The organism is Shewanella woodyi ATCC 51908, from assembly GCF_000019525.1.
GTDB classification, from domain to species: domain Bacteria; phylum Pseudomonadota; class Gammaproteobacteria; order Enterobacterales; family Shewanellaceae; genus Shewanella; species Shewanella woodyi.
Genome location: NC_010506.1, coordinates 2,653,445 through 2,678,158 on the forward strand (window position 1 = coordinate 2,653,445; position 24,714 = coordinate 2,678,158).

Sequence of the window (24,714 nt, forward strand, 5' to 3'; positions counted from 1 at the left end):
TTTTAGTTCTGGGGTGACCTGAAGTACAATAGTACTAATTTGTTAGTTAACGCATGTGTGAGTTAGGAAATAAAAATGGAAACAAACGAAACAGTAGAGAAGATCAAGCAACAGATCGCTGAAAACCCTATCATAGTGTATATGAAAGGTTCACCAAAATTACCGAGCTGTGGTTTTTCATCTCAAGTAGCTCAGATCATGATTAACTGTAATGCACAATTTGCGTTTGTTGATATCCTGCAACATCCAGATATCCGCAGTGAGCTGCCTAAGTACGCTAATTGGCCGACATTCCCACAACTGTGGGTAGAAGGTGAGTTGATTGGTGGTTGTGATATTCTGACTGAGATGTACCAAAAGGGTGAACTTCAGACATTAATCACAGAGACTGCAGCAAAATACCAATCTGAAGAGAACCCCTCTTAATTCGTTATGAATCAGATGTCCCATCCTGAAATAGGTTGACGGTTTTAATTAGACCAGTTGCTCTTGCTGCTGGTCTTTTTTATGCACTTGATTTGGTGTTCTCATACCTAAACTCAAGTGCGGCCTCATTTCATTGTATATAAAAACTGACTCTTCAACGAGTCGCTTTAACTCATCAAGATTGCTGCACGGATATAACAAAAACTCTTGCTTCAAAATACCATTTACTCGCTCCGCTAATGCGTTTTGATAGCAATCATACCCATCCGTCATTGATGCTCGGATACCATTTTTCTGTAATGCTGACTGATAGACTGCTGAACAATACTGTAACCCTCTGTCTGAATGATGAACTGCATGGCCTTGATATTGGCGATTATTCACTGTCATTTTTAAGGCTTTAACTACATCAGTTGCTTTCATCTCATCACTAAGTTCATAACCCATAATCTTACGACTAAACGCATCCGTCACCAGTGACAAGTAGTGAACACCTTGCTCTGATTGAACATAAGTTATGTCACTCACAAAGACCTCTTCAGGCGATAAAGGCGTAAACTCTTTGAGTAAATTCGGGTGTTTCTTCATCCAGTGTTTACTGTGGGTTGTCTTGGTATAGTTATGCTTAGGTTTTACCAATAACCCTTCACGTTTCAAGTAACTAAAGAAGTTATCTCGCCCAAGTTTAATTCCTTTCTCGATGAACTTGGGTTTCAGTAAAAAGTAGAGTTTCCTGCCACCCACACGTGGCATAAAGCGACGGATATCAAGCACCATTGCTTTTACTGGGGCCAGTTCTATAGCTCGGCAGAGTTCTCTCGTTTCTCTTTGGTAGATAGCTTGTCTTGTTATGCCAAGAAGCTCGCAAGCACGATTTAAGCTTGTTACTTTCTGTTTTTGAAGACTTCTCGCTCCCTGGCTAAGTACTTTTTTCTTAGGCCTGCGCCATACTCAGCATCAATGATATCAACGGCTTCATTGAGTAATAGATTACGTAAATGTTCATCCTCAAGCTCTTTTTCAAGGCGCTTTATTTTTTGAGCTGGCGTTTCTTTAGCTTTGGTGGTCTTAGGCATGGTTATTCTCACTGGTTGAGTCCAATCCATCTTACCGTGCTTTCTGAGCCAAGTAAGTACGGTTGAACGACCTTGGATACCATAAATGCTTTGAGCTTGCTTATAAGTCATGTCGCCTTTTTCAACGGCTGCTACAACTTGTAATTTAAAGCCTAACGAATAATCTCGTTGTGTTCGCTTAACGTGGGTGGGGATTTGAGTTGTCATAATAAAGTCCTAAATGTGTAAACACATTTCAGGACAAGACAGATTGAATAAAAAAGCCTTTCATCTGAAAGGCTTTTTTGTATTTGATTGTATTGTCACTATTTAACTGAGGTTTCTATCTCTTCTGAGTTAGATGTTTTCGGCATAGGTAATAGCAAATTCATTGTAATGGCGACGATTCCGCACAAGCTGATGCCTGTTAGGCTAAATGAGCCGATACCAAATGCCATCCCACCGATCCCAAAGACTAACGTGATCCCCACAATACAGAGGTTTCTAGGTTCTGTCAGGTCAACTTGATTCTTGATTAATGAGTTTAAGCCCACCGCGGCAATAGAACCGAACAGTAAACACATGATCCCTCCCATGACTGGAACAGGAATGGTTTGCATGATGGCCCCAAGCTTACCGACAAAAGCCAGCACAATGGCAGTAATGGCTGTCCAAGTCATGATCACTGGGTTGAAGTTTTTGGTGAGTGTGACCGCGCCAGTCACCTCTGAGTATGTGGTATTAGGTGGACCACCAAACGCCGATGCTGCAATGGTTGCCACGCCGTCTCCAGCTAAGGTGCGATGTAATCCAGGCTTTTTAAGGTAATCCTTACCTGTGACATTGGAGATGGCAAGAATATCACCGATATGCTCGACAGCTGGTGCAATGGCGACTGGGATCATAAAGGCAATGGCATGCCAGTTGAACTCAGGGGCAACAAAATTGGGCATGGCTATCCAGCTTGCCGCTATGACGGGGGTAAAGTCGACAATGCCGAAGGTGAGACTTAAGCCATAACCAACCAGGATCCCTGCCAAAATTGGCATCAGTTTTAATAGCCCTTTGGCAAAGATGGCGACAGCGACCGTGCTTAATAGGGCAGATAGAGAGATGATAAGGGCGGTGCTTTGTTCAACCAGAACTAAGGAGCCATCTCCACTCTTGCCTAAAGCCATATTAACTGCAACAGGTGCAAGACCGAGACCGATCACTATGATAACGGGGCCGACTACAACAGGAGGAAGTAAACGTTTGATAAAGCCATCCCCTCTAACTTTAACTAAACTTGCCAGAATGAGATAGACACAACCAGCCGCCATCAAACCGCCCATGGTCGATGGGATCCCCCAAGTTTGAACACCATACATAATCGGGGCAATGAAGGCGAAAGATGATGCTAGAAAAATTGGGATTTGACGTTTAGTGATAAGCTGGAAGATGAGTGTGCCTATACCAGCAGTAAATAGGGCGACGTTAGTATCTAAACCTGTTAATAGCGGCATTAATACCAGTGCACCAAAGGCAACAAAGAGCATCTGAGCTCCCTGAAGTGCGAGCGAAACATTTTTCATTTTTATTCTCTTTACATGAGGTAAACCCTCAAATATTAACAGCATTATTTTACTTTAATAGAGATAATTTTTTTTAGTTGAAAATTATTATCTTAAGTGATGTTTTTTAGAATCATGAAGTGAAATCAGAAGTGGAAGAAAAGTTGTGATACAATTTTGGCATATCGACTTTTAGAACTGTAGAAGATGCTCAAAACCCTATTTAAAGCCTCACTTTTATACACGAGTTGTTTGTTTATTCAATTTAACTCTTTAAATGCCGCCGAAGTGACCCAGCTGGATCAAAGCTTGGTTCCAGTTGAAACCCGTTCGGCCGCTGAGCGAAATAAAGCCATCTCTTTAGGTCTTCAACACGTGATATTAAAAAACTCAGGCTCTGCTGCTGCATTGAGTAATCCAAGTGTCAAGGCTAAGGTCAAATCGCCCAACTCTCTTATTAGGCAGTTTGGCTATGATGAAGTGGATGGAGAGCTACTGCTCAAAGTTAACTTTGATCACAAGCGCATACTAGAACTACTCCGTGAGGCTCAACTGCCCGTGTGGGGAAAGCAACGCCCCTTAACTTTAGTGTGGTTGGTTGAAGAGAGTAGTGGAGAGCGGAAAATTTTGAATGACGCTTCGCCTGTAGAGAGTCGAACATTGTTTCAAAAAGATGCCGAAGCCAAAGGGGTACCGCTGCTGTTTCCGCTGATGGATCTTGATGACAATATGCAGATCTCCGTCAGTGATGTGAGGGGAATGTTTGTTAATCAGATTGAGCTGGCCTCACAACGCTATCAAGCCGATTACTTTGTTGTGGCGTCGATGACCCCAAATGCCGATGGCGTTGAGTATAGTGTTTCTCTGTTTTCTAAGGGAGCAGAGCAAGGTGGAACAACGCCTCTAGTGAGTAAGCAACAACAGGTATCGGATACAGAAGCTGCCGTAAACGGCATTATCTCTACTGTGAGTGAGTATTACGTTAGTCGATATGCTATTGCAGATAGTGGTGAGCAACTGACTAGTTCAGTTACATTTGTCGATATTACTGAAATGAAACAACTGGTTGCAATTGAAAAGTACCTTAAACAACTCAGCGCTGTAAAAGCGGTTCATATCTCGCAACTGCAGGGAACCAGCGTTAAATATGCGTTAGAACTATTTGGTACTCTTGATGACCTTCATCGTTTAATGGCTCTTGACCCACGGATTATAGAGGCTAGTGGTGGATATCAAGGTGATATTGGTCGTGATGATAACCTCAATAGTTTAGATCCAGCCTTAGTTAATGAGCTTGAATATCGCTGGCGCGGCTAGTCATTCAAATTGGTGGGTACCCATGTTAAAATGGGTATCTAAGTTACATCGTGTGAAATTGAGAAGTACTTGAGTGAAATCTAACTCACCTATACAGCTATCATTACCAGTTCATCTGCCTGACGATGAAACCTTTAACAGTTATTATCCCGCAGCCGGAAATGATGAGCTAATTCAGAGCTTACAAGCTTGCGCTGAGGGAAGCTCTGAACGTTCTGTTTATTTGTGGGGGCCGGTGAAGTCAGGCAGAACCCACCTAATGCATGCTGCATGTGCCCATGCAAATGATCTGCAGCGAAGCAGTTTCTATCTACCGCTTGGCATTCATGCCAGCATCTCAACCGCTCTACTTGAAGGCTTGGAGAGTTTAGATCTTATCTGTATCGATGATGTCGATGCCATTGCTGGACATCCACTCTGGGAAGAAGCCATTTTCGACCTCTATAATCGAGTCTCTGAGCATAAGAACTGCTCCCTTATCGTGAGTGCCAGTGTATCGCCGAACGATTCAGGTTTTACCTTGCCAGATCTTATCTCTCGGATGCAGTGGGGATTAAACTATCAGTTACAGCCCATGGCTGATGAAGAGAAGTTGGCTGCTCTTCAGCGTCGCGCTGCCATGAGAGGTCTACAACTACCCGAAGATGTAGGCCGTTTTCTACTTAATCGCTTGGCGCGTGATCTGCGAACCCTGTTTGACGTATTAGATAGGCTTGATAAAGCATCACTGGTTCATCAACGTAAGCTAACCATCCCTTTTGTTAAAGAGATGCTCAGGTTATAAAAAGCGTGGAACCTTAATACCAATCGGTATAAAGATGTGATCGCTCAGCGAGAGTTTAGCGCTTCTGAGGCAAGGCAACGAGTGAGGAACATAGTTGTTCTACGTTTAAGCTCGTTAACGCAGAATCAGAACCGCTAAAACTCGCCTGTAAGGAGTGTTTTTGGCTGCCTACTTCTGCGTTGAATGAACTCACAAGGGAATAACCATTCTGTCATTCATTCGCCTTGAATTAGCTTGCCAAAAAAACTCTGAGTAGATCACTTTCTTATACCGATTGGTATAATAAGTTCCGCGCTTTTTGTATCGATAGGTTCATTCCAATCTATTTTTTGTAAACTAATCTATGAGCTTATGCCTATCTCCACTGACTCTCAGTTCAGGTATTCGTAATGGTGTTGTTGAGCTGTTCTGTTGCGTAGCCGCTCTTTTCTGAGCACTGCTTAATGTCGAAATAGTCAGGTTTTCTAACCAGGAATCTCCCTGTGTCATGGCAATAGGCTCTGGAAGGTTACTGATCAGGTTTGTGCCATCCATATTTGGGAAAATATTGTTAATGACAAAGGCGGCTCTGCTTTGCAGTGAGCTTTGACCAATACGCCCACGTTGACCCCAATCAACTGTGATTGTTGCTGCTGTGATGTTTTCAGGACGATCTGTTATACCTACGTCACGTAAAATACCATATCGATGGCTCATCATCGCCTCCTCAAACAGCATGGCCGTATCCTCTCGAGTACTTGAGTAGGCGTAATAGTCACTGGCGATATCGTTAGAGAAGAATAGAGTAATATCTGAAGGTAGGTAGCTTTTCTGAGTGCTACTAGCTGTCTCACCCCTAAAGCTGACAGTCGCTAAACTGGACATTTCACCACTGGTAAGTGGAAATCTAGAGGTGACTTTATCTGAAATTAACTCTTTATTTTCAGATCTTTGTTCAAAATGGTCGAGTAGTGTTTGATTATCTATCCCAAGACTTGAATGAGTTGAACTGGGGAAGAAATCATTGGCGTGGGCCAGTTCATGATAGAGCAGGGAGGAGAGATCTGGAGACAGCTCTGCTAGGCTGCGATCTGTTCTGGTAGCACGTGCTGTTATGTAAGAAACATAGTCATTATTTTTAATGTAGCGCCAAGGCATAATAAAGCCCAGCTCATTACCGAAGCTACTGCGAAAATCAGGGGCTTCATTGATCACATCACGCTCCTGAGCAAGTAACCAAAGATCGCTGGGATCAAGGTAGATAGCGCCAGTCACAACCCAATAAAATGAGGGGCGAACATCATAACTAATGACCACGGCCGTGACTGATTGTAGCAAGGTGGCAAAATCACTATTGGGATCCATCTGCTCAATAAAGGTTTCAAAGTTTTCCCCCATCCACTGGTGAGAAACCAAGAGTCTATCCATGATCTTCTCTTTATCTGTCGAGCCTGGAATTTGCCCTAGTAGAGGTAGTGTGTTTGTTGAGCAAGGAGAGGTGAGCTGATTTGAGTAGATACAGCTCTCCAATGCACTGGCGTATGGTGAGTTTTCCTTGTAGGCAAATGTCCTAGCAACTGGCTCATCAAAATACTGAGAGGTGATTGCTGACTCATTCGTTATCAGTGACAGAACCTCTTCATTGATGGTTTCTCCTGAAACAGTGCCAGTGACGCGAAGTATTGAGATGGTATCACTAGTGACATTAGGCGCTTTAAATTGTGGTCGCTCAGGGGTTTGGGTATCCAAGTTGAGCTCAGGGCCAGAGGCGATACACCAGCTAATATCTGAAGGCTGTTGGTCATTATTCGCCCCAACTCTATCAATTCTGAAACTGGCATTATTACCTTCTACCACTTGATGATCGCTGCGAACTTTGAGCCTTGAGGCTGAAGCGTCATCCACTGTGAGGTCAATTGTCTCGGTCAGGTTTAGGCTAGTTGATTTAACATTGACTGAGAAAGAGTAGCTACCAGCCTCTAAGAATTCGAAGGCAAGCACTGGGCTTTTTACCGACTTTAAGATTAAAGATGGGCCGCTTAATTGTTGCCATGTAAAATTAAGTCCTGCACTGTCTCTGTCTTTTACTCTAGCGATAATGGCAGCTGTTTGTTGCGCAAAATAGTTTTGCTCTACAACAAACTCAAGTCTTGATGATGTGGTGATGACATTTAGCTCTGTGGCTTGATCACAAAAGGTTAGGCTCGGTGGTGTCGGTGGTGTCGGTGGTGTCGGTGGTGTAACAGGTGTAGTCTCTTCATCAGAGCTGCCACCGCCACAAGCTGTTAATAGGAGAGTGGCTATTACAAATGGGCTGTATTTCCACATAGACGGATCCTCAAAGGGGGAGACATTATTTAACCAAAATATAACACGGAGAGTCGGCTTCAGGTAGGGGGCGTTTTTAGCAAAGTAAAGAATCCACCTTCTGAAGAAGGTGGCTTTGTATTAGCCCCCTAAAAGGGGGCGTTGTCTACTTCAAATCTAATTGCGGCTGCTCCTGTTTTTCAACCTTTTCTTGATGCCTTACATATCTTCGAATCACTTCCTCATTAATCCCCACTGTGTCAACAAAGTAACCTCTTTGCCAAAAGTGATTTCCCCATAGCTTATTTTTCCGAAGATACGGATACTTGCTAAACATTTTCAAAGCAATTTTACCTTTTAAAGCACCCATCAACTTTGAAATCGATAGCTTCGGAGGAACTTTGATAACCAGATGTACATGGTCTATTTGTACATTCAACTCTACAACCACACACCCTAACTGCTCACTATAGACATGAATACATCAGTAAACATCTTTTCCTAACTTATTCTTTAAAATCCTAAACCTATACTTAGGTGTCCAAACTATGTGATATTGACATCGCCAATACACATGCGATGCTTTCTCATATCTACTCATGTTTTTTATCCTCTATTACTTCGCTAAAAGTTAGAGTTCAATTAACATGAGTAGATATTCAGGCAAAGCCTAATTGATGATAACCACCTACTGAAGTAGGTGGTTTAGGGCTGAAAATAAAAAGCGCCCTTGGGCGCTTCTAGTTTATCGCTTTATACTCAGGGCATAGCGCATTATTTTTTATTCTTCTTTAATCCTAAGCCTAATTCGCGGCCACGTAGCCTAGCATAAAATGGAAATCCAATTAGTAAAGCGCCTAAAAGAAGTACTTCAATGAGAGCGAAAGCAAAATACTCTTCAGTGACATAGAGCAAAGTTAGCCCATGAAGCATATAGAGGCAGATGATAAAACTACCCCATGCATAGGTATAGGGCTTTCCTTGAATAACGCCTTTAAGAGGAAGCAGGATAGGGATTATCCAGAGAAGGGCAAATGGGAGTGAATATTCCCCGGTCACCCCTTTGTTGACAAACCAGCCAGCTAAAAGAAGAACGAGCAGCAGGTAACCAGCCCGGCATAGCTTAAATAGCATATCAGTGCTCATGAAAGACCTTTATTTATAAGATAGAGAGTACATTTTCAGGAGGACGACCAATAGCAGCTTTGTTATTTGCCAGTACAATAGGGCGTTCAAGTAGTTTAGGTGTTTTGACGATTGCACGAATAAGCTGCTCTTCAGTGAGGTTTAACTCACCTAAACCTTGCTCTTTATACTCAGTCTCTTTGGTGCGCATGATCTCTCTAGCTGTTAGGTTCAACTTCTCGAGTAAACCCTCTATTTCACTCTTAACTAATGGGCTTTTCAGGTATTCAACAACTTGAATATCACACTTGTTCTCCTCAAGTAGCGCAAGGGTTTGACGGCTTTTTGAGCAGCGAGGGTTATGAATGATAGTAACTTGAGTCATCGTAATTAAGTCTTGTCTTTGAAATTTGACGATATCATACGTGAAAAGGTGAGCGAAGTCACAAGGATAGAGTGTAATTAATTAGCAAAAATTTAGAATTATAAACTGTAAGCTATTCATTTCTATTACTTAGATGAATACTTTTCATTCCCCTACCACACCTTAACTATATTGCTGTAATGTGGCAGGGGATGAGCTGCTATTTTAGTTCATCTAGTGCTTTTTCAGATTGTTTAAACTGTCTTATTCTTGCCTCGATACGGGCAAGTTGCAATGGGTTGTCTTCAGTAAGACGATAAGCAAAATTGAGCTGGTCAACTGCACCTTTGTAATCAGCGCCCAGAGCCATAGATTCTGCTTTCACAAAATGCTCCATCGCTTGGTTGCCGGTTTTCTTATACGCATCGCTAAGTAGGAAGAAGGGGAGTTGATTCTGTTTATCTAGAAATATCTGATCTTCTAATAATGGGATCGCTTTCTCTGCTTGATTGGACTCAATATAGGCATTGGCCAAGTTGATATTGATCACTTGAGATGTCGGCTTAAGACGTTTTTGTGTCTCAAGCAGAGCGATTGCTTCGGAGTTTGCTTCCCTTTGTAGTAAAAGATCTGTCTTAGTATCTAGATAAAAGAGGTTATTCTTATCCTCTTTTAACAAACTATCGATAATGGTTTCAGACTCTTTAAAGCGTTCGGTCTTAAACAGAGCAAGTGCTTTGCCATACAGTGCGGCGTTTTTAAATGCGTATGTCTTCTTCGCTAATTGTGTTTCAAAGAGTGAAAGCGCCGCTTCATCACTGTAGCTTGAAAAGCGAACTTGTATTCTGGCTTTGGCGAGCTGAAAATCGATATTATCGGGAACATATCGGTGTGGATATTGTGCGGCTCTGTTTCTTGCATCTGTGATTCGCGATTCGGGTAAAGGGTGAGTCAGCAACATCTGTGGCGGCTTAGAGGTAAAGCGGTAACGGGTGGCTAACTTCGCAAAAAAATCTGATGCGCCATTTGGATCGAATCCAGCGTCAACCAAAATTTGCATGCCGATGCGATCGGCTTCTTTTTCATGAAGACGGGTATAATTAATTTTTGCTTGAGTCGATAGTGCTTGCGTCGTTGCTAAGGCTGCCATTCCCGCTTGAGGTGCGGCGATGGTTAAGAGTATTGCTCCTAACATGCCAACCATGGTGGCGGTTGAGCTCTTGTTTTGTGCTTCTAAAGAACGGGCTAAGTGACGCTGAGTTACGTGAGTTATTTCGTGGCCGAGTACCGATGCAATCTGGCTCTCATTGTCGGCATTGAGGAATAAACCAGTATGGACACCAACGTGGCCACCGAAAAATGCAAAAGCATTGATCTCATCATTTCTTAGCAGGAAAAAGTAAAAAGGGGTTTTGACGCCAGTAGCATGCGCCACGAGTTTATTGCCCAGCTCCGTGAGATATTGGCTCAGCACAGGATCATTTAACATGGGAGCCGATGAGCGAATAACCCGCATATAGGCATCACCAAAGACAGTCTCCTTCTCTAAGCTGAAGGTATTAACTGCTGCGGTGCCCAGATCTGGTAGATCGTTATTGGCGAAGCTGAGTGGGGCTGTAGCACAGAATATGAGTGACAATGCACCAGCTAAAAGCGATTTTGTTGATGTAAATTTACTCAAATTGATCCTTAATAAAGTACGTCACCATCAATAGACAATTTTATTCGCTTTTGGTTCGACGGCTAAGCTTTTGCTGTAGGTTATTGATTGTATACCCTAGTTCGAGATGCTAAAAGCCAAATTACAAAAAGATACTTTCACTCTATGTCATTTTTTTAGACATCAAAATGGTGACAACATTGCGTGTGACCTTCTTGTCACTTAGGATAATAGTCAACGTTTGTTTATAGCAAGACTATTATGGATTTTATTGATTTAACGCCGTTTCGTTGCCCTTTGGCACTCGTGAAGGTCAAACTTGCGTTAAAAGCGTTACAAGAGGGTGAAGAGCTCTGTATCTCACTATCAGACACTGGTTCCAGACAAGATGTTCCCCGATTCTTAAAAAAAGTCGGCTATGACTTTTCAGAGCTCACAAATGATGAAGATATTTTAACACTTAAAATTCGACGCTTAGGTTAGTATTAATTCGATTTCATCAGACATTAAAAGAGAAAAAATAACTTCAGGAATAACGAATGTTAGCTTTATTGACAAATTGGTACAAAGAGAGATTTAGCGATCCACAAGCTGTCACACTGGTTTTTATTTTATTGGGAATAGCACTGGCTATCTACTTCGCCGGTGGTTTGTTAGCCCCGTTAATTGTTGCACTTATATTGGCATTTTTATTGGAGTGGCCTGTTGCGCAGATGCTTAAAATTGGCATTAATCGAACCACTGCTGCCTCACTGGTTTTAGTGGTGTTTATAGGGGTGATGCTATTAATAACACTTGGTTTGGTGCCAAGTATTTGGAAGCAAGGGGTCGCGCTAATTACCGATCTGCCCACCATGTTAGATAAGGGCCTGTTGACGGCTCAAACTTATGTTAATCAATACCCGCAATTTGTCAGTCCAGAACAGTTAGACAGCATGGTTGCTGAGTTAAAGAAGATGTTAGATACCCAACATCTACTCGATATCGGTAAGCAGATATTAGGCTACTCTGCCTCATTGTTAGTCTTGATGGTGTATGCGATCCTTGTTCCATTGCTGGTTTTCTTCTTTTTGAAAGACAAAGATCAATTGATCAAGGGGAGTAAGCGTTTTATCCCCACTAATCGTGAGCTTGCACGTAAAGTATGGTTCGAGATGGATCAGCAGATCTTTAACTACATACGAGGCAAGGTGATTGAGATTGTGATCATTGGGGTTGTGAGCTATCTCTTTTTTGCAATCATGGATATGCGTTATGCAGCATTATTAGGGGTCTTAACTGGATTCTCTGTTTTGATCCCTTATGTGGGGGCGACATTAGTGACCCTGCCCATCGCCTTAGTTGCATTTTTCCAGTGGGGGTTCAGCCCTGAATTTGGCTATTTAATGTTAGGTTACGGTATTATCCAAGCGCTCGATGGTAACCTTTTAGTGCCGCTACTGTTTTCTGATGCGGTTGATCTCCATCCAGTATTTATCATTGCTGCCGTGCTGATTTTTGGTGGATTATGGGGAGTGTGGGGCGTTTTCTTCGCTATCCCTTTAGCATCGTTAGTAAAAGCGGTTATCAATGCATGGCCGACACCAAACTCATTGAGTGATGGGGCGTCAGTCGATGAGCAGTCAGCAGAGAAAAGTTAGCCACTAACTCTTTTTAAAACACTAATTTTAAAGCACTAATAGCAATTAATATAGAATGGGGCGCAAGCCCCATTTTGTTTTCAGCCCTAAACCACCTACTTCAGTAGGTGGTTATCATCAATTAGGCTTTGCCTGAATATCTACTCATGTTAATTGAACTCTAACTTTTAGCGAAGTAATAGAGGATAAAAAACATGAGTAGATATGAGAAAGCATCGCATGTGTATTGGCGATGTCAATATCACATAGTTTGGACACCTAAGTATAGGTTTAGGATTTTAAAGAATAAGTTAGGAAAAGATGTTTACTGATGTATTCATGTCTATAGTGAGCAGTTAGGGTGTGTGGTTGTAGAGTTGAATGTACAAATAGACCATGTACATCTGGTTATCAAAGTTCCTCCGAAGCTATCGATTTCAAAGTTGATGGGTGCTTTAAAAGGTAAAATTGCTTTGAAAATGTTTAGCAAGTATCCGTATCTTCGGAAAAATAAGCTATGGGGAAATCACTTTTGGCAAAGAGGTTACTTTGTTGACACAGTGGGGATTAATGAGGAAGTGATTCGAAGATATGTAAGGCATCAAGAAAAGGTTGAAAAACAGGAGCAGCCGCAATTAGATTTGAAGTAGACAACGCCCCCTTTTAGGGGGCTAATACAAAGCCACCTTCTTCAGAAGGTGGATTCTTTACTATCTGTGTACCACTAACTCTGACACAGTGATTGCTTGGCCGTTACGGCCAACGAGCGATAGACGATGGTCGTTTGTTTTGCTTTTATATTCCAATGCTGCCAGTAAAGTGGCACACGCTTACGTTTGTCGGGGGTGATCTCGATTAAGATGCCTCTCTCTATTAATGGCTCAGCTTGTAGATGACCCACTAAGCCATAGCCCATTCCCTGAATGATAGCCTCAAGAAAGCTCTCTGATGAGGGGATCTTATGTTCCCGCCAACTCCCAGTTTTCATCTTAAAATATTTTTTAAGATATTTTTCATGGAGTTTATCTTTGGTCGAGAAGACCACGGCCGGTGCTCTTTCTAGGGAAGTTGGAGTGATATTAATCGGAAAATACTGCTGGATAAATTCAGGAGTTGCAACGCATAGGTATTCCATCTCTCCCAGATATTCGCTGCTGCATCCCGCAAGAGGTTCTTTGGTTGTGGTGACGCAGCCAACGGCTTCGCCATTTTTCAATAGATTGTGAGTATAGGATTCATCATCGACAATCAGTTCTAAGAGCCATTGGTGACGTTTAAATATCTCTGATAAGGCTGGAAGAAACCAGGTCGCTAAACTGTCAGCATTAACGGCAATTTTGACTATGGTGGGGAGCTTAGGATCATCGGCATCCATCTCTACACTCAGTTCACTCTCTAGCAGTTGAACTTGAGAGTAGTGGCGTAATAAGCGTTTTCCTGTCGGCGTGGCTTCTACGGGCGTACTGCGGATCACTAGGGCCTGACCGACACGCTCCTCTAACTGTTTAATTCTTTGTGATACAGCAGGTTGTGATATACACAATATCTTAGATGCGCGTTCAAATCCCCCTTCGGAGATCACCACGGCAAGCGCGTGCAGATGCGCATAATCGAGCATAAATCCATTCCTAATAAACAGAAAACTTGAATATAAGTATTACTTATACAGCATAAAAAACATTAGTTATATTTATTTTTTTGATAGGGATAAACTTAGTGTCAATTCATATTATTGTCGATGTAAAAGGTTAAGAAGATGCAAGCATTTATTCAAGGTGTGGGAATAGGGGGAAGCTTAATCATGGCTGTTGGCGCACAAAATGCGTTTGTGTTGAAGCAGGGGTTAAAACGCTCTCATTCGCTGCCAATTGCAGGTTTATGCTCCTTAATCGATGCCTTGATGATCACGGCAGGTGTTGCCGGATTAGGTCATTTGATTTTGGCCTTTCCACTTATTAAAGATATAGCCAGTATCGGTGGAGCCATATTTTTGTTGGTGTATGGGGCTAAAGCGCTGCAATCATCCTTTATCCCGCACAGCCTAGGTGATGAAACAAGTAAGGGGACTGATACATTGAAGGCGGCGGTATTAACCACCTTAGGGATCAGCCTACTTAACCCACATCTCTATTTGGACACTGTGGTGCTTCTGGGCAGTATCAGTGCACAGTTTGAGGGCAGCGACCGTCCTATGTTTGGTGCTGGGGCTGTATTGGCATCTTTTGTATGGTTCTTTAGCTTAAGTTTTGGAGCTCGTTATTTAAGCCCACTGTTTCAAAAGCCTAAGGCTTGGTGTTATCTCGATAGGTTTATCTGTGCGACCATGTGGACCATCGCTGGAGTGTTAATTTGGCCCTACCTGTTTTAGAGGTAAAATCTTAGAGATAAAAATGCCCGCTATTGCGGGCATTTTGGGGTATAAACTGAGCTTTTTTATTAGCCCTCTTTGAGATGTTTTAATACCACCTCATGATGATCTTTAGTCTTAAATTTATTAAATACATGAGCGACTTTACCATCTTGGCCGATGAGGAAGCTTAATCTGTGGATCCCATCGTAAATTTTACCCATAAACTTCTTCTCTCCCCAAACACCAAATGCATCGGCGATGGCATGATCTTCATCGCTGAGCAGGGAGAAGTTGAGTGATTGTTTATCTGAGAAGCGGGCGAGTTTAGCCACAGGGTCAGGGCTAATACCTAATACAGTAACGTTAAGCTCAGACAAATCTTCACGGCTGTCTCTTAAGCCACAGGCTTGGACAGTACAGCCAGGGGTAGAAGCTTTGGGGTAAAAATAGACCAGTACAGGTCCTTGAGCTAGGCAAGCTTCCAACGAGATTGACTCATCTTGCTGGTTTTTCAGTGTGAACATAGGGGCGAGCTCACCTGAGGTTAATGTTTTCATTTTCAGATCCTATCTAATTATTTTTATGCTGTTGTTAACTCACGCATACGTTCGATGGTGCAATCTAATGACATCTCTTGAGCGAGTTCATTGATGCTGATCTCCAACTTTTCTAACTCAACCTTTTCAGGCACATTGATGGTTAAAAAAACCGCTTGAGTTGGATTGCCATTTTCATCCTCTTCGGCATGAGATCTTACTGCGGCAAGATCCAGTGAGCGTTCTGCAAGAAACTGAGTTATCTTTCTCATCGTGCCGCGCTGATCTTTACCATTAAAGGTCACCTCAAGACGAGAGACATAATGTTGAGCCGTATGCTTAGAGGTGCGTTTCATTACTGTCATTAGCTCAAGTTCAACACTCAAACCGGGTAGGGTAGACTCCATCTTAGTGATGGAGGCCCAAGAGCCTGAAAGCATCATGATTAAAGTGAACTCATTGCCAAATAAAGCCATTCGACTGTCGACAATATCGCAGTCACATTCACTTGCAAGTCTTGCAAATTTACTGACAATTCCTGGGCGGTCAGCTCCCATAGCAGTAACAACAAGATGGTTGGACATGAACTCTCCTTTTTAATCTAAACAATAAATCAAAACGTAAAAACACCCTGTACGTTTTTTCAGTGGCGTAATGCTACCACAAGTTACTTAATATGCGATCTTTGTCTTGTACCTATGTTATTGCAAAATGTTAGTTTCAATACTGAGGTTGTTTTGCTTGTTACTGACGACATAAACCGCCTAAAAAATGACGATTTTTCGATATTTGCTTGCTATAAATCGGAGTCGTTAACTTATATCTGTAAGCATGATAAATGAATAGTATTCATCAAGAAGAAGCTGAAACACTGAAACGCTTGTTTTTACTGCTTAGCATCAGTACCATAGCGAGTCCTGAATTCTGGGGAAAGTCACATGATAAACGGAAGCATCGTAGCCTTAATCACACCAATGAATAGTGATGGCTCAGTAGATTACAAAAGTCTTGAACAGTTAGTTGAGTACCACGTTACTGAAGGTACAGATGCCATCGTAGCAGTAGGCACCACAGGTGAGTCTGCAACTCTGCCAATTCCAGAGCATATCGAAGTTGTGTCACAAACGGTTAAGTTCGCTGCAGGTCGATTACCTGTTATTGGTGGTAATGGCGGAAACGCGACTGCTGAGGCGATAGAGTTAACCAAAGCACAATCTAAACTTGGTGTCGCAGCCATGTTAGGCGTTACCCCCTATTACAACAAACCTAGTCCTAAAGGGATCATCGCCCACTATAAAGCAGTGGCTGCGAGTACTGATGTCCCGCAAATTCTTTACAATGTTCCCGGACGTACCGCAGTGGATATGTTACCGGAAACCATTGCTGAACTCGTTGATGTACCAAATATTATAGGTGTCAAAGAGGCGACGGGTGACTTAAGCCGCGTGAAACGTTTACGTGAGCTATGTGGTAATGATTTTCTGCTTTATAGTGGTGATGATGCCACGGCCAGAGAGTTTTTAACCCTTGGTGGTGATGGTGTTATCTCGGTTGCCAATAATATCGTACCTAAGCAGTTTAAAGCGATGTGTGATGCTGCATTGTCGGGTAATTTAGCCGCTGCGCAGGGAGCAGAAGATACCATTAAAGGGCTGTTCTCAGCACTATTTTGCGAGGCGAATCCGATCCCTGTTAAATGGGCCGCTCACCGTATGGGCTTGATAACTCACGGAGATATTCGTCTACCTTTAACGGAACTTTCTGATGAGTTCCATGGTCTGTTATTAGATGCAATGAAAAATGCCCGAATAGAGGTTAATTAATAGATGTTAAAGCAAGTGACTCCTTTAGTCTTGATCGCTGCAGTTACCGCTTGTAGCTCACCAGTGGATCGAAGACAAGCCAATGATGGCGACGAATACATTAATGCTGTTGTTGAGCCTGCGCTTATTATTCCAGATGGATTAAACACTCCTGTGTACAGTAAGGAGTATGAGATCCCCTCCATCGGCAGCAAAAGTGATGTGAAATTAGTCGGTAAGATGTTGGATATTCGTCCTCCATTGCAAGTATTACCTATGGCTGAAGGAACACATGTTGAAGAGGGCAGTGACAATATTAAGATTGTTGTTGAGTCTATTGATAACGATATCGACCTTAAAAAAGAGCTGTATGACGTTTTGCAGTCTTATTTAGCGAGTCGCTCTATTGCTGTGTTAAGTGAAGATTACGATAATGGCTTGATAGAGACCGATTGGCTGGAAAGCAAAGAGGTGATCGACTCTAACCTGTGGGGGAGTGATGAAGTTTACTTGCTTCGTCAACGTTATCAATTTCATGTCGATGTTCGTCCCCATGGCCGCAGTGGTAATATCTCCATCGATCTAATTGATCATGAAGAGAGCTTTGATGGTGAGCAGCAAGATATCGTGTTAAGTGGTGAAGATAAGCGTCGTTACACCATAGACATGCTCAATAATGCCGTTGCTTACATGAGTGTTAAACGTGCTCAATCTATTAAAGCTAAGCGCATTAAAGAGAGTTTAGGTATTGATGTTGCTGTGGTTAAAGGTTCTGAGCCTGATGTTGAAGCTGAAGAGTTTGTTCAATCATATTGGCTTGCCGATGCACCGTTTAAGCGAACCTGGGAACGTCTTCGTATCGTTTTGCCTGAACTAGGCTTTGAAATTATTGATATGGATATTGGTAAAGGTCTTTACTACGTCAATGTCAATGATGACTCTGGTTTCTGGAGTTCTCTGTGGAATGAGAAAGATCTGCCTATTGATGAGGGATCTTATCGTCTAATTCTCAAAGAGAGCGGTGAGAGCACCGAACTTTATCTGCACAGTGCAGATGATCAACCTCTAGATAATGCGGTTGTTGAAGCTGTGTATGAAGGTTTAGCTGAGTTGATGAGAGAGGACCGTAAGGTTCGATAATCAGCTCAAGGGTTCGATAATTAAAGGAGGCTTATAGCCTCCTTTTTTGTGCCTGGGATTTAGCTTTGAATGTTAAATTTATGTGTAATTTGTAAGTAAGCGTAAAAGCCCTTGAAGCAATGTTTTTGCTAGGTAAACTGTATGACATAAAATATACGCCATTGATCTATAAACGATGTAATCGACGGAAAGTTAATGAAAAAAATAATAATAACGTTAATCCTAATCTCCCTTGCCTTTCTGGCTTATCAAAAGCTATACCCAGCTAATGAAACCTTAGTGAAAAAGCCAAGACCCATCGCCAATGTGGTGGTTGCCAAGGCCGCAATTGAGCCGATAAGGGATGAGGTCGAGGCGCTAGGTACCAGCAAAGCAAATGAATCCGTGACAGTGACGCCTAAGGTGACTGAGGTGGCAACAGCGCTCTTTTTTGATGATGGTGACGTGGTTAAAAAGGGGCAGCAGTTAGTCCAGCTTCAAGATAGAGAGCAGCTTGCACGTGTTACAGCAGCTAAAGTGCGTGTAAATGAGCATATGCGCGAGCTAGATAGAATACGCTCTCTTGTGACCAACCAAACTATCGCTGAGTTGGAGCGAGACAGATTACAGACTTTAATTGATACTGCAAAAGCTGAGTTGGCTCAGGCAAGTTCAGCCCTCAATGACAGGCAGATCAGTGCACCTTTTGAGGGGCGCTTAGGTCTGCGACAGATAAGTGTTGGTAGCTTACTCTCTCCAGGAACAGTGATCACAACATTGGATGATATCTCAGTGATTAAGCTGGATTTCTCTGTTCCTGAGCGTTTTTTGCCTTCACTTGCTGTCGGTAAAAATGTTGAAGCCACCGCCATGGCGTTTCCCGATGAACTGTTTAGCGGGAAAGTTATCTCTATCGATAGCCGCGTTAATCCAACCACACGAGCAGTGATTGTGCGTGCTGAACTTCCTAATCCTAAACACAGACTACTGCCTGGTATGTTGATGAAGGTTAAATTGATTAAAGAGAGCAGAGATGCACTCATTTTGCCTGAGTCAGCCATTATTCCTATACAGGATAGACACTATGTTTATTTAGTCGATGGGGATGACAAGGTTGTGAAAAGAGAGGTGCACCTAGGATTACGTAAACGCGGCTGGGTAGAAATTCTTGATGGGATCAACTTAGGTGAGCAGGTGGTGATCCGCGGGATATTGAAAGTGAGACCCGGTGATAAAGTTAAAGTCCAATTCAGCGAAAAATTTAGCTTTTTAGAAAATGCTAAGGTTGGGCCAACTGTATGATATTAACTGATGTATCGGTAAAGCGACCCGTATTTGCTTCGGTTATCAGCATACTGTTAATTCTTTTTGGTCTGGTGGCTTTTGATAAATTGCCCTTGAGAGAGTATCCCAATATTGATCCGCCAGTGGTGTCGATTCAAACTAACTACCGAGGGGCGAGTGCTTCTGTGGTGGAGAGTCGTATCACTCAGCTGGTGGAGGATAGGATCAGTGGTGTAGAGGGGATCCGCCATATTAACTCCTCTAGCAGCGATGGCCGTTCTACAGTGACCTTAGAGTTTGACGTTGGCAGGGATATCGAAGCGGCAGCCAACGATGTGAGAGATAGGGTTTCAGGTTTGCTCAACAACTTGCCTGAGGAGGCTGAGCCCCCAGAGGTACAAAAAGCCAATGGCGGCGATGAAGTGATCATGTGGCTGAATCTGGTATCCGATCAGATGACCACTTTGCAGCTGACCGATTACGCCAGACGATACCTGACTGATCGTCTGTCAGTTATTGATGGTGTGGCTAACATTCGTATCGGTGGCGGTAAGGTTTATGCCATGCGTGTCTGGATCGATAGACAAGCTTTAGCCGCTAGAAATTTAACCGTCGCAGATATTGAGAAGGTGCTGAGATCTGAAAATGTTGAGCTTCCAGCAGGTTCAGTTGAGTCTAAAGAGCGACATTTCACCGTTCGGGTTGAGCGTAGTTTTCGAAACCCCGATGATTTTGCCAACCTCGTACTCTCACAGGGGGAGGATGGCTACCTGATAAAGTTGGGTGATGTTGCTAAGGTGAGTGTTGGCGCTGAGGAGGAGAGGATCACCTTTAGAGGCAACCGGGAAGCCATGATAGGCCTAGGGATCACTAAGCAGTCGACCGCGAATACCTTAGAGGTGGCAAGGGCTGCTAATGCTCTAGTTGACGTGATTAATCCAACCTTGCCTGCCGGTATGGAGATAAAGCGCTCCTATGACAGCTCAGTGTTTATTGAAGCCTCGGTGAAGGAGGTGTACCAAACATTGTTTATTGCGATGACCTTAGTGATTATCGTTATCTACCTTTTCCTCGGTAGTGTTCGTGCCATGTTGATCCCTGCCATCACAGTGCCTGTTTCCTTGATGGCCACCTTTATTATTCTTTACCTCTTAGGTTATACGATTAACTTGCTAACCTTGTTAGCCATGATTTTAGCCATTGGCATGGTGGTGGATGATGCGATTGTGGTGCTGGAAAATATTCACAGGCGGATTGAGGAGGGAGACACTCCTCTAAAAGCGGCTTATCTCGGTGCCCGTGAAGTTGCCTTTGCTGTGGTGGCAACGACTTTAGTTTTAGTTGCTGTATTTATGCCGATTACTTTCCTTGAGGGAGATTTAGGTAAACTGTTTAAGGAGTTTGCGGTGGCCATGAGTGCTGCGGTGATCTTCTCGAGTATCGTAGCACTGACTCTAAGTCCAATGATGTGCTCAAAGCTTCTCAAACCAGCAGGAGAGGATCCATGGTTGGTAAGACAAGTCGATGCTGGAATGAACTTTGTGACCGAGCATTACAAGCGCATACTCACTAAAGCCATGGCTCATCCATACCTTATAGGCTCACTGGTGGTTGTTGCTTTGGCTTGCAGTGCGCTGCTAGTTAAAGAGGTACCGCAAGAGTTTGCACCAAAAGAGGATAGAGGCTCTATGTTCCTCATCGTCAATGGTCCTCAGGGGGCTAGTTTTGAGTATATCGAGTCCTATATGGATGAGATTGAAACACGCTTAATGCCCTTGGTGGAAGCTGGTGAGATCAAACGGCTATTAATTCGCGCGCCAAGAGGGTTTGGTAGTGTGGCTAACTTCTCTAACGGTATGGCTATTATCGTACTGGAAGATTGGTCAGTGAGACGAAGCGCTAATGAGATCACCGGAGATATTCGTAGAAGGTTAGGGGATCTTGCGGGGGTGAGAGCGTTTCCTGTCATGAGGCAGGCATTTGGCCGCGGCGTGGGTAAACCGGTACAGTTTGTACTTGGCGGACCTAGCTATGAAGAGCTGGCCAAATGGCGTGATATTATTTTAGAAAAGGCAAAAGAAAATCCAAACCTGGTCGGACTCGATCACGATTATAAAGAGACTAAACCACAACTTAGGGTCATTATTGATAAAGACAGGGCGGCAGATCTTGGGGTGTCAATCTCGCACATCGGCCGAACGTTAGAGTCGATGTTGGGTTCAAGATTAGTGACGACGTTTATGCGTGATGGTGAAGAGTATGATGTGATTATCGAAGGAAACAGAGATAACCAAAATACAGCATCAGATCTGGAAAATATCTATGTTCGCTCCGATAGGAGTCAAGCACTTATCCCATTGACAAACTTAGTGCATGTAGAGGAGTTTGCCGATGCAAGTCAGCTCAATCGCTACAACCGAATGCGCGCTATCACCTTAGAGGCGAACTTAGCTGATGGGTATAGTTTGGGTGAGGCGTTGACCTACCTTAATGAACTGACACAAACCTATCTTCCCGCTGAAGCGGTGATCAGCTATAAAGGGCAATCTTTGGATTATCAGGAGTCGGGTAGTTCAATGTATTTCGTGTTTGTACTCGCACTGGGTATCGTCTTCTTAGTGCTTGCTGCGCAATTTGAGAGTTACGTGCATCCTATCGTGATCATGCTAACCGTGCCATTGGCGACCTTAGGAGCGCTAGTTGGCCTCTGGTTGACGGGCCAAAGTTTGAACATCTATAGTCAGATAGGGATCATCATGCTGGTGGGCTTAGCGGCTAAAAATGGCATATTGATCGTGGAGTTTGCTAACCAGCTCAGGGATAAAGGGATTGAGTTTGAACATGCAATTATTCAAGCATCATCTCAGCGTTTAAGACCGATTTTGATGACTGGGATCACCACCGCAGCTGGCGCGGTACCTTTGGTGCTTGCTCAAGGGGCAGGTGCTGAAACCCGCTTTGTGATAGGAGTTGTTGTGCTATCTGGTATTGTATTGGCAACCCTGTTTACCATCTTTATTATCCCAGTGGCTTACTCCATGTTTGCTAAACATTCCGGTTCACCTGATGCGGTTGCACAGGCATTGGAGAGAGAACTTAAGCAGTAGGAAGATGCTGAAATAATTGAAATAAAAAGCCCAAAAGTGATTCTTTTGGGCTTTTTTATGACGAGAAGTTTTATCAGTTACAGCTTACCAGAATCCATCTGAATCTTTATCATCATCCTTTTTTGACTCTGTGTTTGACTGTTTTTTCTCTGGGTCTGTCTGCTTGTCTTGCTGGCTATCATTCGATTGTTTACCCTGAGCATCATCATGACTATTCGCGCTTTTCTTATGGTCTTTACCAAACTGCGTCATCTTAAATTTTGCACTGTATTTGAGAACCGCAAGATTACTTGCGATGACCCCAACAACCAAAATAATGATGAGCCAAGTTTCTAAGTCTGTCATAGGCAGTCCTTAATTTTCAATAATCTCACCATAGTTAGGCCAACGTTTTTAATGATTAATCAACGGCCAAACGTGCTTCACAGATGCGGATATCTTCCGGTGTATCAACCTCTGGAGAGTCAAAAGCACTGATAGCTACTTTTATCTTATGACCATGCTCAAGGGCTCTGAGTTGCTCAAGCTTCTCTAAATCTTCTAGTCGGCCTAAAGGTAGTTTGGCAAAAGTAGAGATGAAGCTGCGTGTATAAGCATAGATCCCTAAATGCTTATACACTGGGTAATCGTTAGTGTCACGACCAAATGGAATGCGTGCACGTGAGAAATACAGGGCATTAAAGTTATTATCAAACACCATTTTAACGTGTTTAGGATCGTCAAGTTCTGCTTTTTCTGTTATCTCAACCCCAAGTGTTGCCATGCTGAACTCACCAGGGTGACGTTCGAACAGTGTGATTACTTGCTCAATTGAGATTGGGTCGATCAGCGGCTGATCTCCCTGCAGATTGACGATTAGATCATCATCTTTCAAACCCAATTGTGTGATGGCATCTTCAATTCGGTCAGTACCAGAAGCGGCTTGTGGATCTGTCATCACCACTTTGCCACCAAAAGCTTCAACAGCTTCTTTGATGCGATCATCATCGGTTGCAACATAAATTGCAGTTAAGCCCTTAGCCAAAGAAGCACGCTCATAGACGTGTTGGATCATCGGCTTACCGTTAATCGGCGCCAAAGGCTTGCCAGGAAAACGGCTTGAGCCATAGCGAGCTGGGATTAACAGAGTTACGTTCATTGGTTTATACCTATGCTTTACTAATCTAAAGTATTGATTAAGAGAAAAGGGCTCAAAGAGCCCTGATCAAATTGTGCGACTAGATACGACGGAATAGCTTAGTTAGCATCTCGTCAGTCACTTTCTCTTCCCAGCCTTCGCCGTAGACGTTATCCCAAAGTGGTCCCATGCTCTTAGTCACGGCAACCATCTTAGCGATAGTCTCATCTGGAAGATCTTTACAGATATTTTTTGGCAGTTTGATGTTGTGCTTATCCATCATCTGACGGAATTCGGCAACCCCTTCAGGGTAGAACTCTTCCAGTACGTCAAAAGCTAAACAGTTACCGATCCCGTGGTGGTAACCTAGCACATAGCCCAAACCGTAAGAGACTGCATGACATGCACCAACTTGGCTATAAGCGATACTCATCCCACCCATGTAAGATGCCATCATCAGCTTATCATCTTTCTCTGCATGATCATCGATGAAGACTTCACGGCAAAGATCCATCGATTTCTCTGCAAAGGCCTTGGCAAACTCATTTAGGTAAGTACCTTCGAGTGACTCAACACAGTGGATATAACAATCCATACCTGTGTAGAACCACTGGTCAGTTGGTACGCCAGCAATGAGCTCGGAATCCATGATGATCTGATCAAAAACAGTGTAATCGGAGTTAAGACCTAATTTACGCACAGGCCCACAAAGTACAGCTGTACGAGATGCTTCAGCACCTGTACCAGACACTGTTGGAATACCGATGTGGTGAATGGCTGGGTTCTTAATCAGATCCCATCCTTGATACATGGCACTGCCACCTGGATTGGTTAGCATCAGTGATACTGCTTTGGCCAAGTCCAGTGTTGAGCCGCCACCTAGGCCAATAACACTGACTGGCTGCTTGCTATTAAATGCTTGTACTTGTTCTGTTAATGCATCAACTTGCTTAGTCGTTGGTTCATCATCGACGTTAACGTAGATTAGTAGATCATGGGCTTTGGCTGGCACGCGCTCAGCAAGAGGTTTACTTTGATGTACATCATCGACAAGAAATACCACGAAATCATCGTCAGACTGACGCTCTTCTGCTAATACAGCGTCAAGTTGAGCGAACGAACCGCGGCCAAAGATCATTTTTGGGACGCATTTGAAATTTTTAAAACTCATTACAACACTCTCCGTTGAGATTTTTACTGTAAGAAGTGA

General features: G+C 43.2%; 22 protein-coding genes and 2 pseudogenes. 11 read left to right on the forward strand and 13 right to left on the reverse strand.

Annotated features, from left to right (window positions below; translation table 11 throughout):
* The first annotated feature begins 75 nt into the window (after positions 1-75).
* Positions 76-426: a Grx4 family monothiol glutaredoxin gene (gene grxD / locus SWOO_RS11075; protein ID WP_012324789.1), complete on the forward strand. Its 351-nt coding sequence runs from the start codon at positions 76-78 to the stop codon at positions 424-426.
* Positions 427-474: 48 nt separating this feature from the next.
* On the opposite strand, the gene SWOO_RS11080 is transcribed toward grxD, so the two are convergent.
* Together SWOO_RS11080 and SWOO_RS11090 are read right to left on the reverse strand one after the other, a co-directional pair.
* A protein-coding gene (locus tag SWOO_RS11080; RefSeq protein WP_195742808.1) for an IS3-like element ISShwo1 family transposase occupies positions 475-1,709 on the reverse strand; the annotation gives its coding sequence in 2 pieces (ribosomal slippage) (positions 475-1,352 and positions 1,352-1,709; 1,236 coding nt in all).
* 98 nt (positions 1,710-1,807) lie between these two features.
* The gene (locus tag SWOO_RS11090; RefSeq protein ID WP_012324790.1) at positions 1,808-3,055 is read right to left on the reverse strand and encodes a uracil-xanthine permease family protein; all 1,248 of its coding nucleotides are present in this window, start codon (positions 3,053-3,055) and stop codon (positions 1,808-1,810) included.
* Positions 3,056-3,286: 231 nt separating this feature from the next.
* On the opposite strand from SWOO_RS11090, the gene SWOO_RS11095 reads away from it, so the two are divergent.
* Together SWOO_RS11095 and hda are read left to right on the forward strand one after the other, a co-directional pair.
* The gene (locus SWOO_RS11095) at positions 3,287-4,351 is read left to right on the forward strand and encodes a DUF2066 domain-containing protein (RefSeq protein ID WP_229377344.1); all 1,065 of its coding nucleotides are present in this window, start codon (positions 3,287-3,289) and stop codon (positions 4,349-4,351) included.
* A gap of 73 nt (positions 4,352-4,424) precedes the next feature.
* Positions 4,425-5,135, forward strand: a complete 711-nt coding sequence (gene hda, locus SWOO_RS11100) for a DnaA inactivator Hda (protein ID WP_012324792.1) — start codon at positions 4,425-4,427, stop codon at positions 5,133-5,135.
* 336 nt (positions 5,136-5,471) lie between these two features.
* Here hda and SWOO_RS11105 read toward each other — a convergent pair whose 3' ends face one another.
* The 5 genes and pseudogenes from SWOO_RS11105 to bepA all read right to left on the reverse strand — a co-directional run bounded on the left by SWOO_RS11105 (position 5,472) and on the right by bepA (position 10,591).
* Complete coding sequence (locus SWOO_RS11105; protein ID WP_012324793.1) at positions 5,472-7,442, reverse strand: hypothetical protein; 1,971 nt, start codon at positions 7,440-7,442, stop codon at positions 5,472-5,474.
* Between the two features lie 145 nt (positions 7,443-7,587).
* Positions 7,588-8,022: pseudogene (gene tnpA / locus SWOO_RS11110) on the reverse strand (IS200/IS605-like element ISShwo2 family transposase).
* Positions 8,023-8,195: 173 nt separating this feature from the next.
* On the reverse strand, positions 8,196-8,567 hold the full coding sequence (locus SWOO_RS11115) for a DUF2069 domain-containing protein (RefSeq protein WP_012324794.1): 372 nt from the start codon (positions 8,565-8,567) through the stop codon (positions 8,196-8,198).
* Positions 8,568-8,580: 13 nt separating this feature from the next.
* Positions 8,581-8,931 (reverse strand): arsenate reductase (glutaredoxin), encoded by a 351-nt coding sequence (arsC, locus tag SWOO_RS11120; RefSeq protein WP_012324795.1) that lies wholly within the window; start codon positions 8,929-8,931, stop codon positions 8,581-8,583.
* 199 nt (positions 8,932-9,130) lie between these two features.
* Positions 9,131-10,591 (reverse strand): beta-barrel assembly-enhancing protease, encoded by a 1,461-nt coding sequence (gene bepA, locus SWOO_RS11125; RefSeq protein ID WP_012324796.1) that lies wholly within the window; start codon positions 10,589-10,591, stop codon positions 9,131-9,133.
* A gap of 240 nt (positions 10,592-10,831) precedes the next feature.
* Between bepA and SWOO_RS11130 the strand changes: the two genes are divergently transcribed.
* From SWOO_RS11130 to tnpA (SWOO_RS11140), 3 genes and pseudogenes are all read left to right on the forward strand, one after another.
* The gene (locus SWOO_RS11130; protein WP_012324797.1) at positions 10,832-11,053 is read left to right on the forward strand and encodes a sulfurtransferase TusA family protein; all 222 of its coding nucleotides are present in this window, start codon (positions 10,832-10,834) and stop codon (positions 11,051-11,053) included.
* A gap of 56 nt (positions 11,054-11,109) precedes the next feature.
* Positions 11,110-12,210: an AI-2E family transporter gene (locus tag SWOO_RS11135; RefSeq protein WP_012324798.1), complete on the forward strand. Its 1,101-nt coding sequence runs from the start codon at positions 11,110-11,112 to the stop codon at positions 12,208-12,210.
* Between the two features lie 194 nt (positions 12,211-12,404).
* Positions 12,405-12,839, forward strand: a pseudogene (gene tnpA / locus SWOO_RS11140) (IS200/IS605-like element ISShwo2 family transposase).
* Positions 12,840-12,913: 74 nt separating this feature from the next.
* On the opposite strand, the gene SWOO_RS11145 reads toward tnpA (SWOO_RS11140), so the two are convergent.
* A complete protein-coding gene (locus SWOO_RS11145) occupies positions 12,914-13,807 on the reverse strand; it encodes a LysR family transcriptional regulator ArgP (protein WP_012324799.1) in 894 nt (297 codons plus the stop codon).
* A 138-nt stretch (positions 13,808-13,945) separates the two neighbouring features.
* On the opposite strand from SWOO_RS11145, the gene SWOO_RS11150 reads away from it, so the two are divergent.
* A complete protein-coding gene (locus tag SWOO_RS11150) occupies positions 13,946-14,557 on the forward strand; it encodes a LysE/ArgO family amino acid transporter (RefSeq protein ID WP_012324800.1) in 612 nt (203 codons plus the stop codon).
* A gap of 68 nt (positions 14,558-14,625) precedes the next feature.
* Here SWOO_RS11150 and bcp read toward each other — a convergent pair whose 3' ends face one another.
* Together bcp and SWOO_RS11160 are read right to left on the reverse strand one after the other, a co-directional pair.
* A complete protein-coding gene (bcp, locus tag SWOO_RS11155; RefSeq protein ID WP_012324801.1) occupies positions 14,626-15,096 on the reverse strand; it encodes a thioredoxin-dependent thiol peroxidase in 471 nt (156 codons plus the stop codon).
* Between the two features lie 23 nt (positions 15,097-15,119).
* Positions 15,120-15,659 carry a glycine cleavage system protein R gene (locus SWOO_RS11160; protein ID WP_012324802.1) on the reverse strand — a complete coding sequence of 180 codons (540 nt, stop codon included), beginning with the start codon at positions 15,657-15,659 and terminating at the stop codon, positions 15,120-15,122.
* Between the two features lie 354 nt (positions 15,660-16,013).
* Here SWOO_RS11160 and dapA point away from each other — a divergent pair, with 354 nt between their 5' ends.
* The 4 genes from dapA (at position 16,014) to SWOO_RS11180 (ending at position 22,387) form a co-directional block, all read left to right on the forward strand.
* Positions 16,014-16,898 (forward strand): 4-hydroxy-tetrahydrodipicolinate synthase, encoded by an 885-nt coding sequence (gene dapA, locus SWOO_RS11165; RefSeq protein WP_012324803.1) that lies wholly within the window; start codon positions 16,014-16,016, stop codon positions 16,896-16,898.
* Positions 16,899-16,901: 3 nt separating this feature from the next.
* Positions 16,902-18,017 carry an outer membrane protein assembly factor BamC gene (gene bamC / locus SWOO_RS11170; RefSeq protein ID WP_012324804.1) on the forward strand — a complete coding sequence of 372 codons (1,116 nt, stop codon included), beginning with the start codon at positions 16,902-16,904 and terminating at the stop codon, positions 18,015-18,017.
* Positions 18,018-18,212: 195 nt separating this feature from the next.
* A complete protein-coding gene (locus SWOO_RS11175; RefSeq protein ID WP_012324805.1) occupies positions 18,213-19,298 on the forward strand; it encodes an efflux RND transporter periplasmic adaptor subunit in 1,086 nt (361 codons plus the stop codon).
* Complete coding sequence (locus SWOO_RS11180) at positions 19,295-22,387, forward strand: efflux RND transporter permease subunit (RefSeq protein WP_012324806.1); 3,093 nt, start codon at positions 19,295-19,297, stop codon at positions 22,385-22,387. Before SWOO_RS11175 ends, SWOO_RS11180 begins: the two co-directional genes overlap by 4 nt.
* Before the next feature lie 84 nt (positions 22,388-22,471).
* Here SWOO_RS11180 and SWOO_RS11185 read toward each other — a convergent pair whose 3' ends face one another.
* The 3 genes from SWOO_RS11185 to kdnB all read right to left on the reverse strand — a co-directional run bounded on the left by SWOO_RS11185 (position 22,472) and on the right by kdnB (position 24,675).
* Positions 22,472-22,732 (reverse strand): DUF2897 family protein, encoded by a 261-nt coding sequence (locus SWOO_RS11185; RefSeq protein WP_012324807.1) that lies wholly within the window; start codon positions 22,730-22,732, stop codon positions 22,472-22,474.
* A 55-nt stretch (positions 22,733-22,787) separates the two neighbouring features.
* On the reverse strand, positions 22,788-23,525 hold the full coding sequence (gene kdsB / locus SWOO_RS11190; RefSeq protein ID WP_012324808.1) for an 8-amino-3,8-dideoxy-manno-octulosonate cytidylyltransferase KdsB: 738 nt from the start codon (positions 23,523-23,525) through the stop codon (positions 22,788-22,790).
* A gap of 79 nt (positions 23,526-23,604) precedes the next feature.
* Positions 23,605-24,675, reverse strand: a complete 1,071-nt coding sequence (gene kdnB, locus SWOO_RS11195) for a 3-deoxy-alpha-D-manno-octulosonate 8-oxidase KdnB (RefSeq protein WP_012324809.1) — start codon at positions 24,673-24,675, stop codon at positions 23,605-23,607.
* Positions 24,676-24,714 lie beyond the last annotated feature (39 nt).

What these genes read in the sequence shown, in the direction of transcription:
- SWOO_RS11175 (WP_012324805.1), top strand. Translation starts at nt 18,213, where the DNA reads ATGAAAAAAATAATAATAACGTTAATCCTAATCTCCCTTGCCTTTCTG.
- SWOO_RS11185 (WP_012324807.1), bottom strand. Translation starts at nt 22,732, where the DNA reads ATGACAGACTTAGAAACTTGGCTCATCATTATTTTGGTTGTTGGGGTC.
- SWOO_RS11135 (WP_012324798.1), top strand. Translation starts at nt 11,110, where the DNA reads ATGTTAGCTTTATTGACAAATTGGTACAAAGAGAGATTTAGCGATCCA.
- SWOO_RS11150 (WP_012324800.1), top strand. Translation starts at nt 13,946, where the DNA reads ATGCAAGCATTTATTCAAGGTGTGGGAATAGGGGGAAGCTTAATCATG.
- kdsB (WP_012324808.1), bottom strand. Translation starts at nt 23,525, where the DNA reads ATGAACGTAACTCTGTTAATCCCAGCTCGCTATGGCTCAAGCCGTTTT.
- SWOO_RS11130 (WP_012324797.1), top strand. Translation starts at nt 10,832, where the DNA reads ATGGATTTTATTGATTTAACGCCGTTTCGTTGCCCTTTGGCACTCGTG.
- SWOO_RS11180 (WP_012324806.1), top strand. Translation starts at nt 19,295, where the DNA reads ATGATATTAACTGATGTATCGGTAAAGCGACCCGTATTTGCTTCGGTT.
- arsC (WP_012324795.1), bottom strand. Translation starts at nt 8,931, where the DNA reads ATGACTCAAGTTACTATCATTCATAACCCTCGCTGCTCAAAAAGCCGT.
- SWOO_RS11090 (WP_012324790.1), bottom strand. Translation starts at nt 3,055, where the DNA reads ATGAAAAATGTTTCGCTCGCACTTCAGGGAGCTCAGATGCTCTTTGTT.
- dapA (WP_012324803.1), top strand. Translation starts at nt 16,014, where the DNA reads ATGATAAACGGAAGCATCGTAGCCTTAATCACACCAATGAATAGTGAT.
- bamC (WP_012324804.1), top strand. Translation starts at nt 16,902, where the DNA reads ATGTTAAAGCAAGTGACTCCTTTAGTCTTGATCGCTGCAGTTACCGCT.
- bcp (WP_012324801.1), bottom strand. Translation starts at nt 15,096, where the DNA reads ATGAAAACATTAACCTCAGGTGAGCTCGCCCCTATGTTCACACTGAAA.
- kdnB (WP_012324809.1), bottom strand. Translation starts at nt 24,675, where the DNA reads ATGAGTTTTAAAAATTTCAAATGCGTCCCAAAAATGATCTTTGGCCGC.
- grxD (WP_012324789.1), top strand. Translation starts at nt 76, where the DNA reads ATGGAAACAAACGAAACAGTAGAGAAGATCAAGCAACAGATCGCTGAA.
- SWOO_RS11115 (WP_012324794.1), bottom strand. Translation starts at nt 8,567, where the DNA reads ATGAGCACTGATATGCTATTTAAGCTATGCCGGGCTGGTTACCTGCTG.
- SWOO_RS11105 (WP_012324793.1), bottom strand. Translation starts at nt 7,442, where the DNA reads ATGTGGAAATACAGCCCATTTGTAATAGCCACTCTCCTATTAACAGCT.
- SWOO_RS11145 (WP_012324799.1), bottom strand. Translation starts at nt 13,807, where the DNA reads ATGCTCGATTATGCGCATCTGCACGCGCTTGCCGTGGTGATCTCCGAA.
- SWOO_RS11160 (WP_012324802.1), bottom strand. Translation starts at nt 15,659, where the DNA reads ATGTCCAACCATCTTGTTGTTACTGCTATGGGAGCTGACCGCCCAGGA.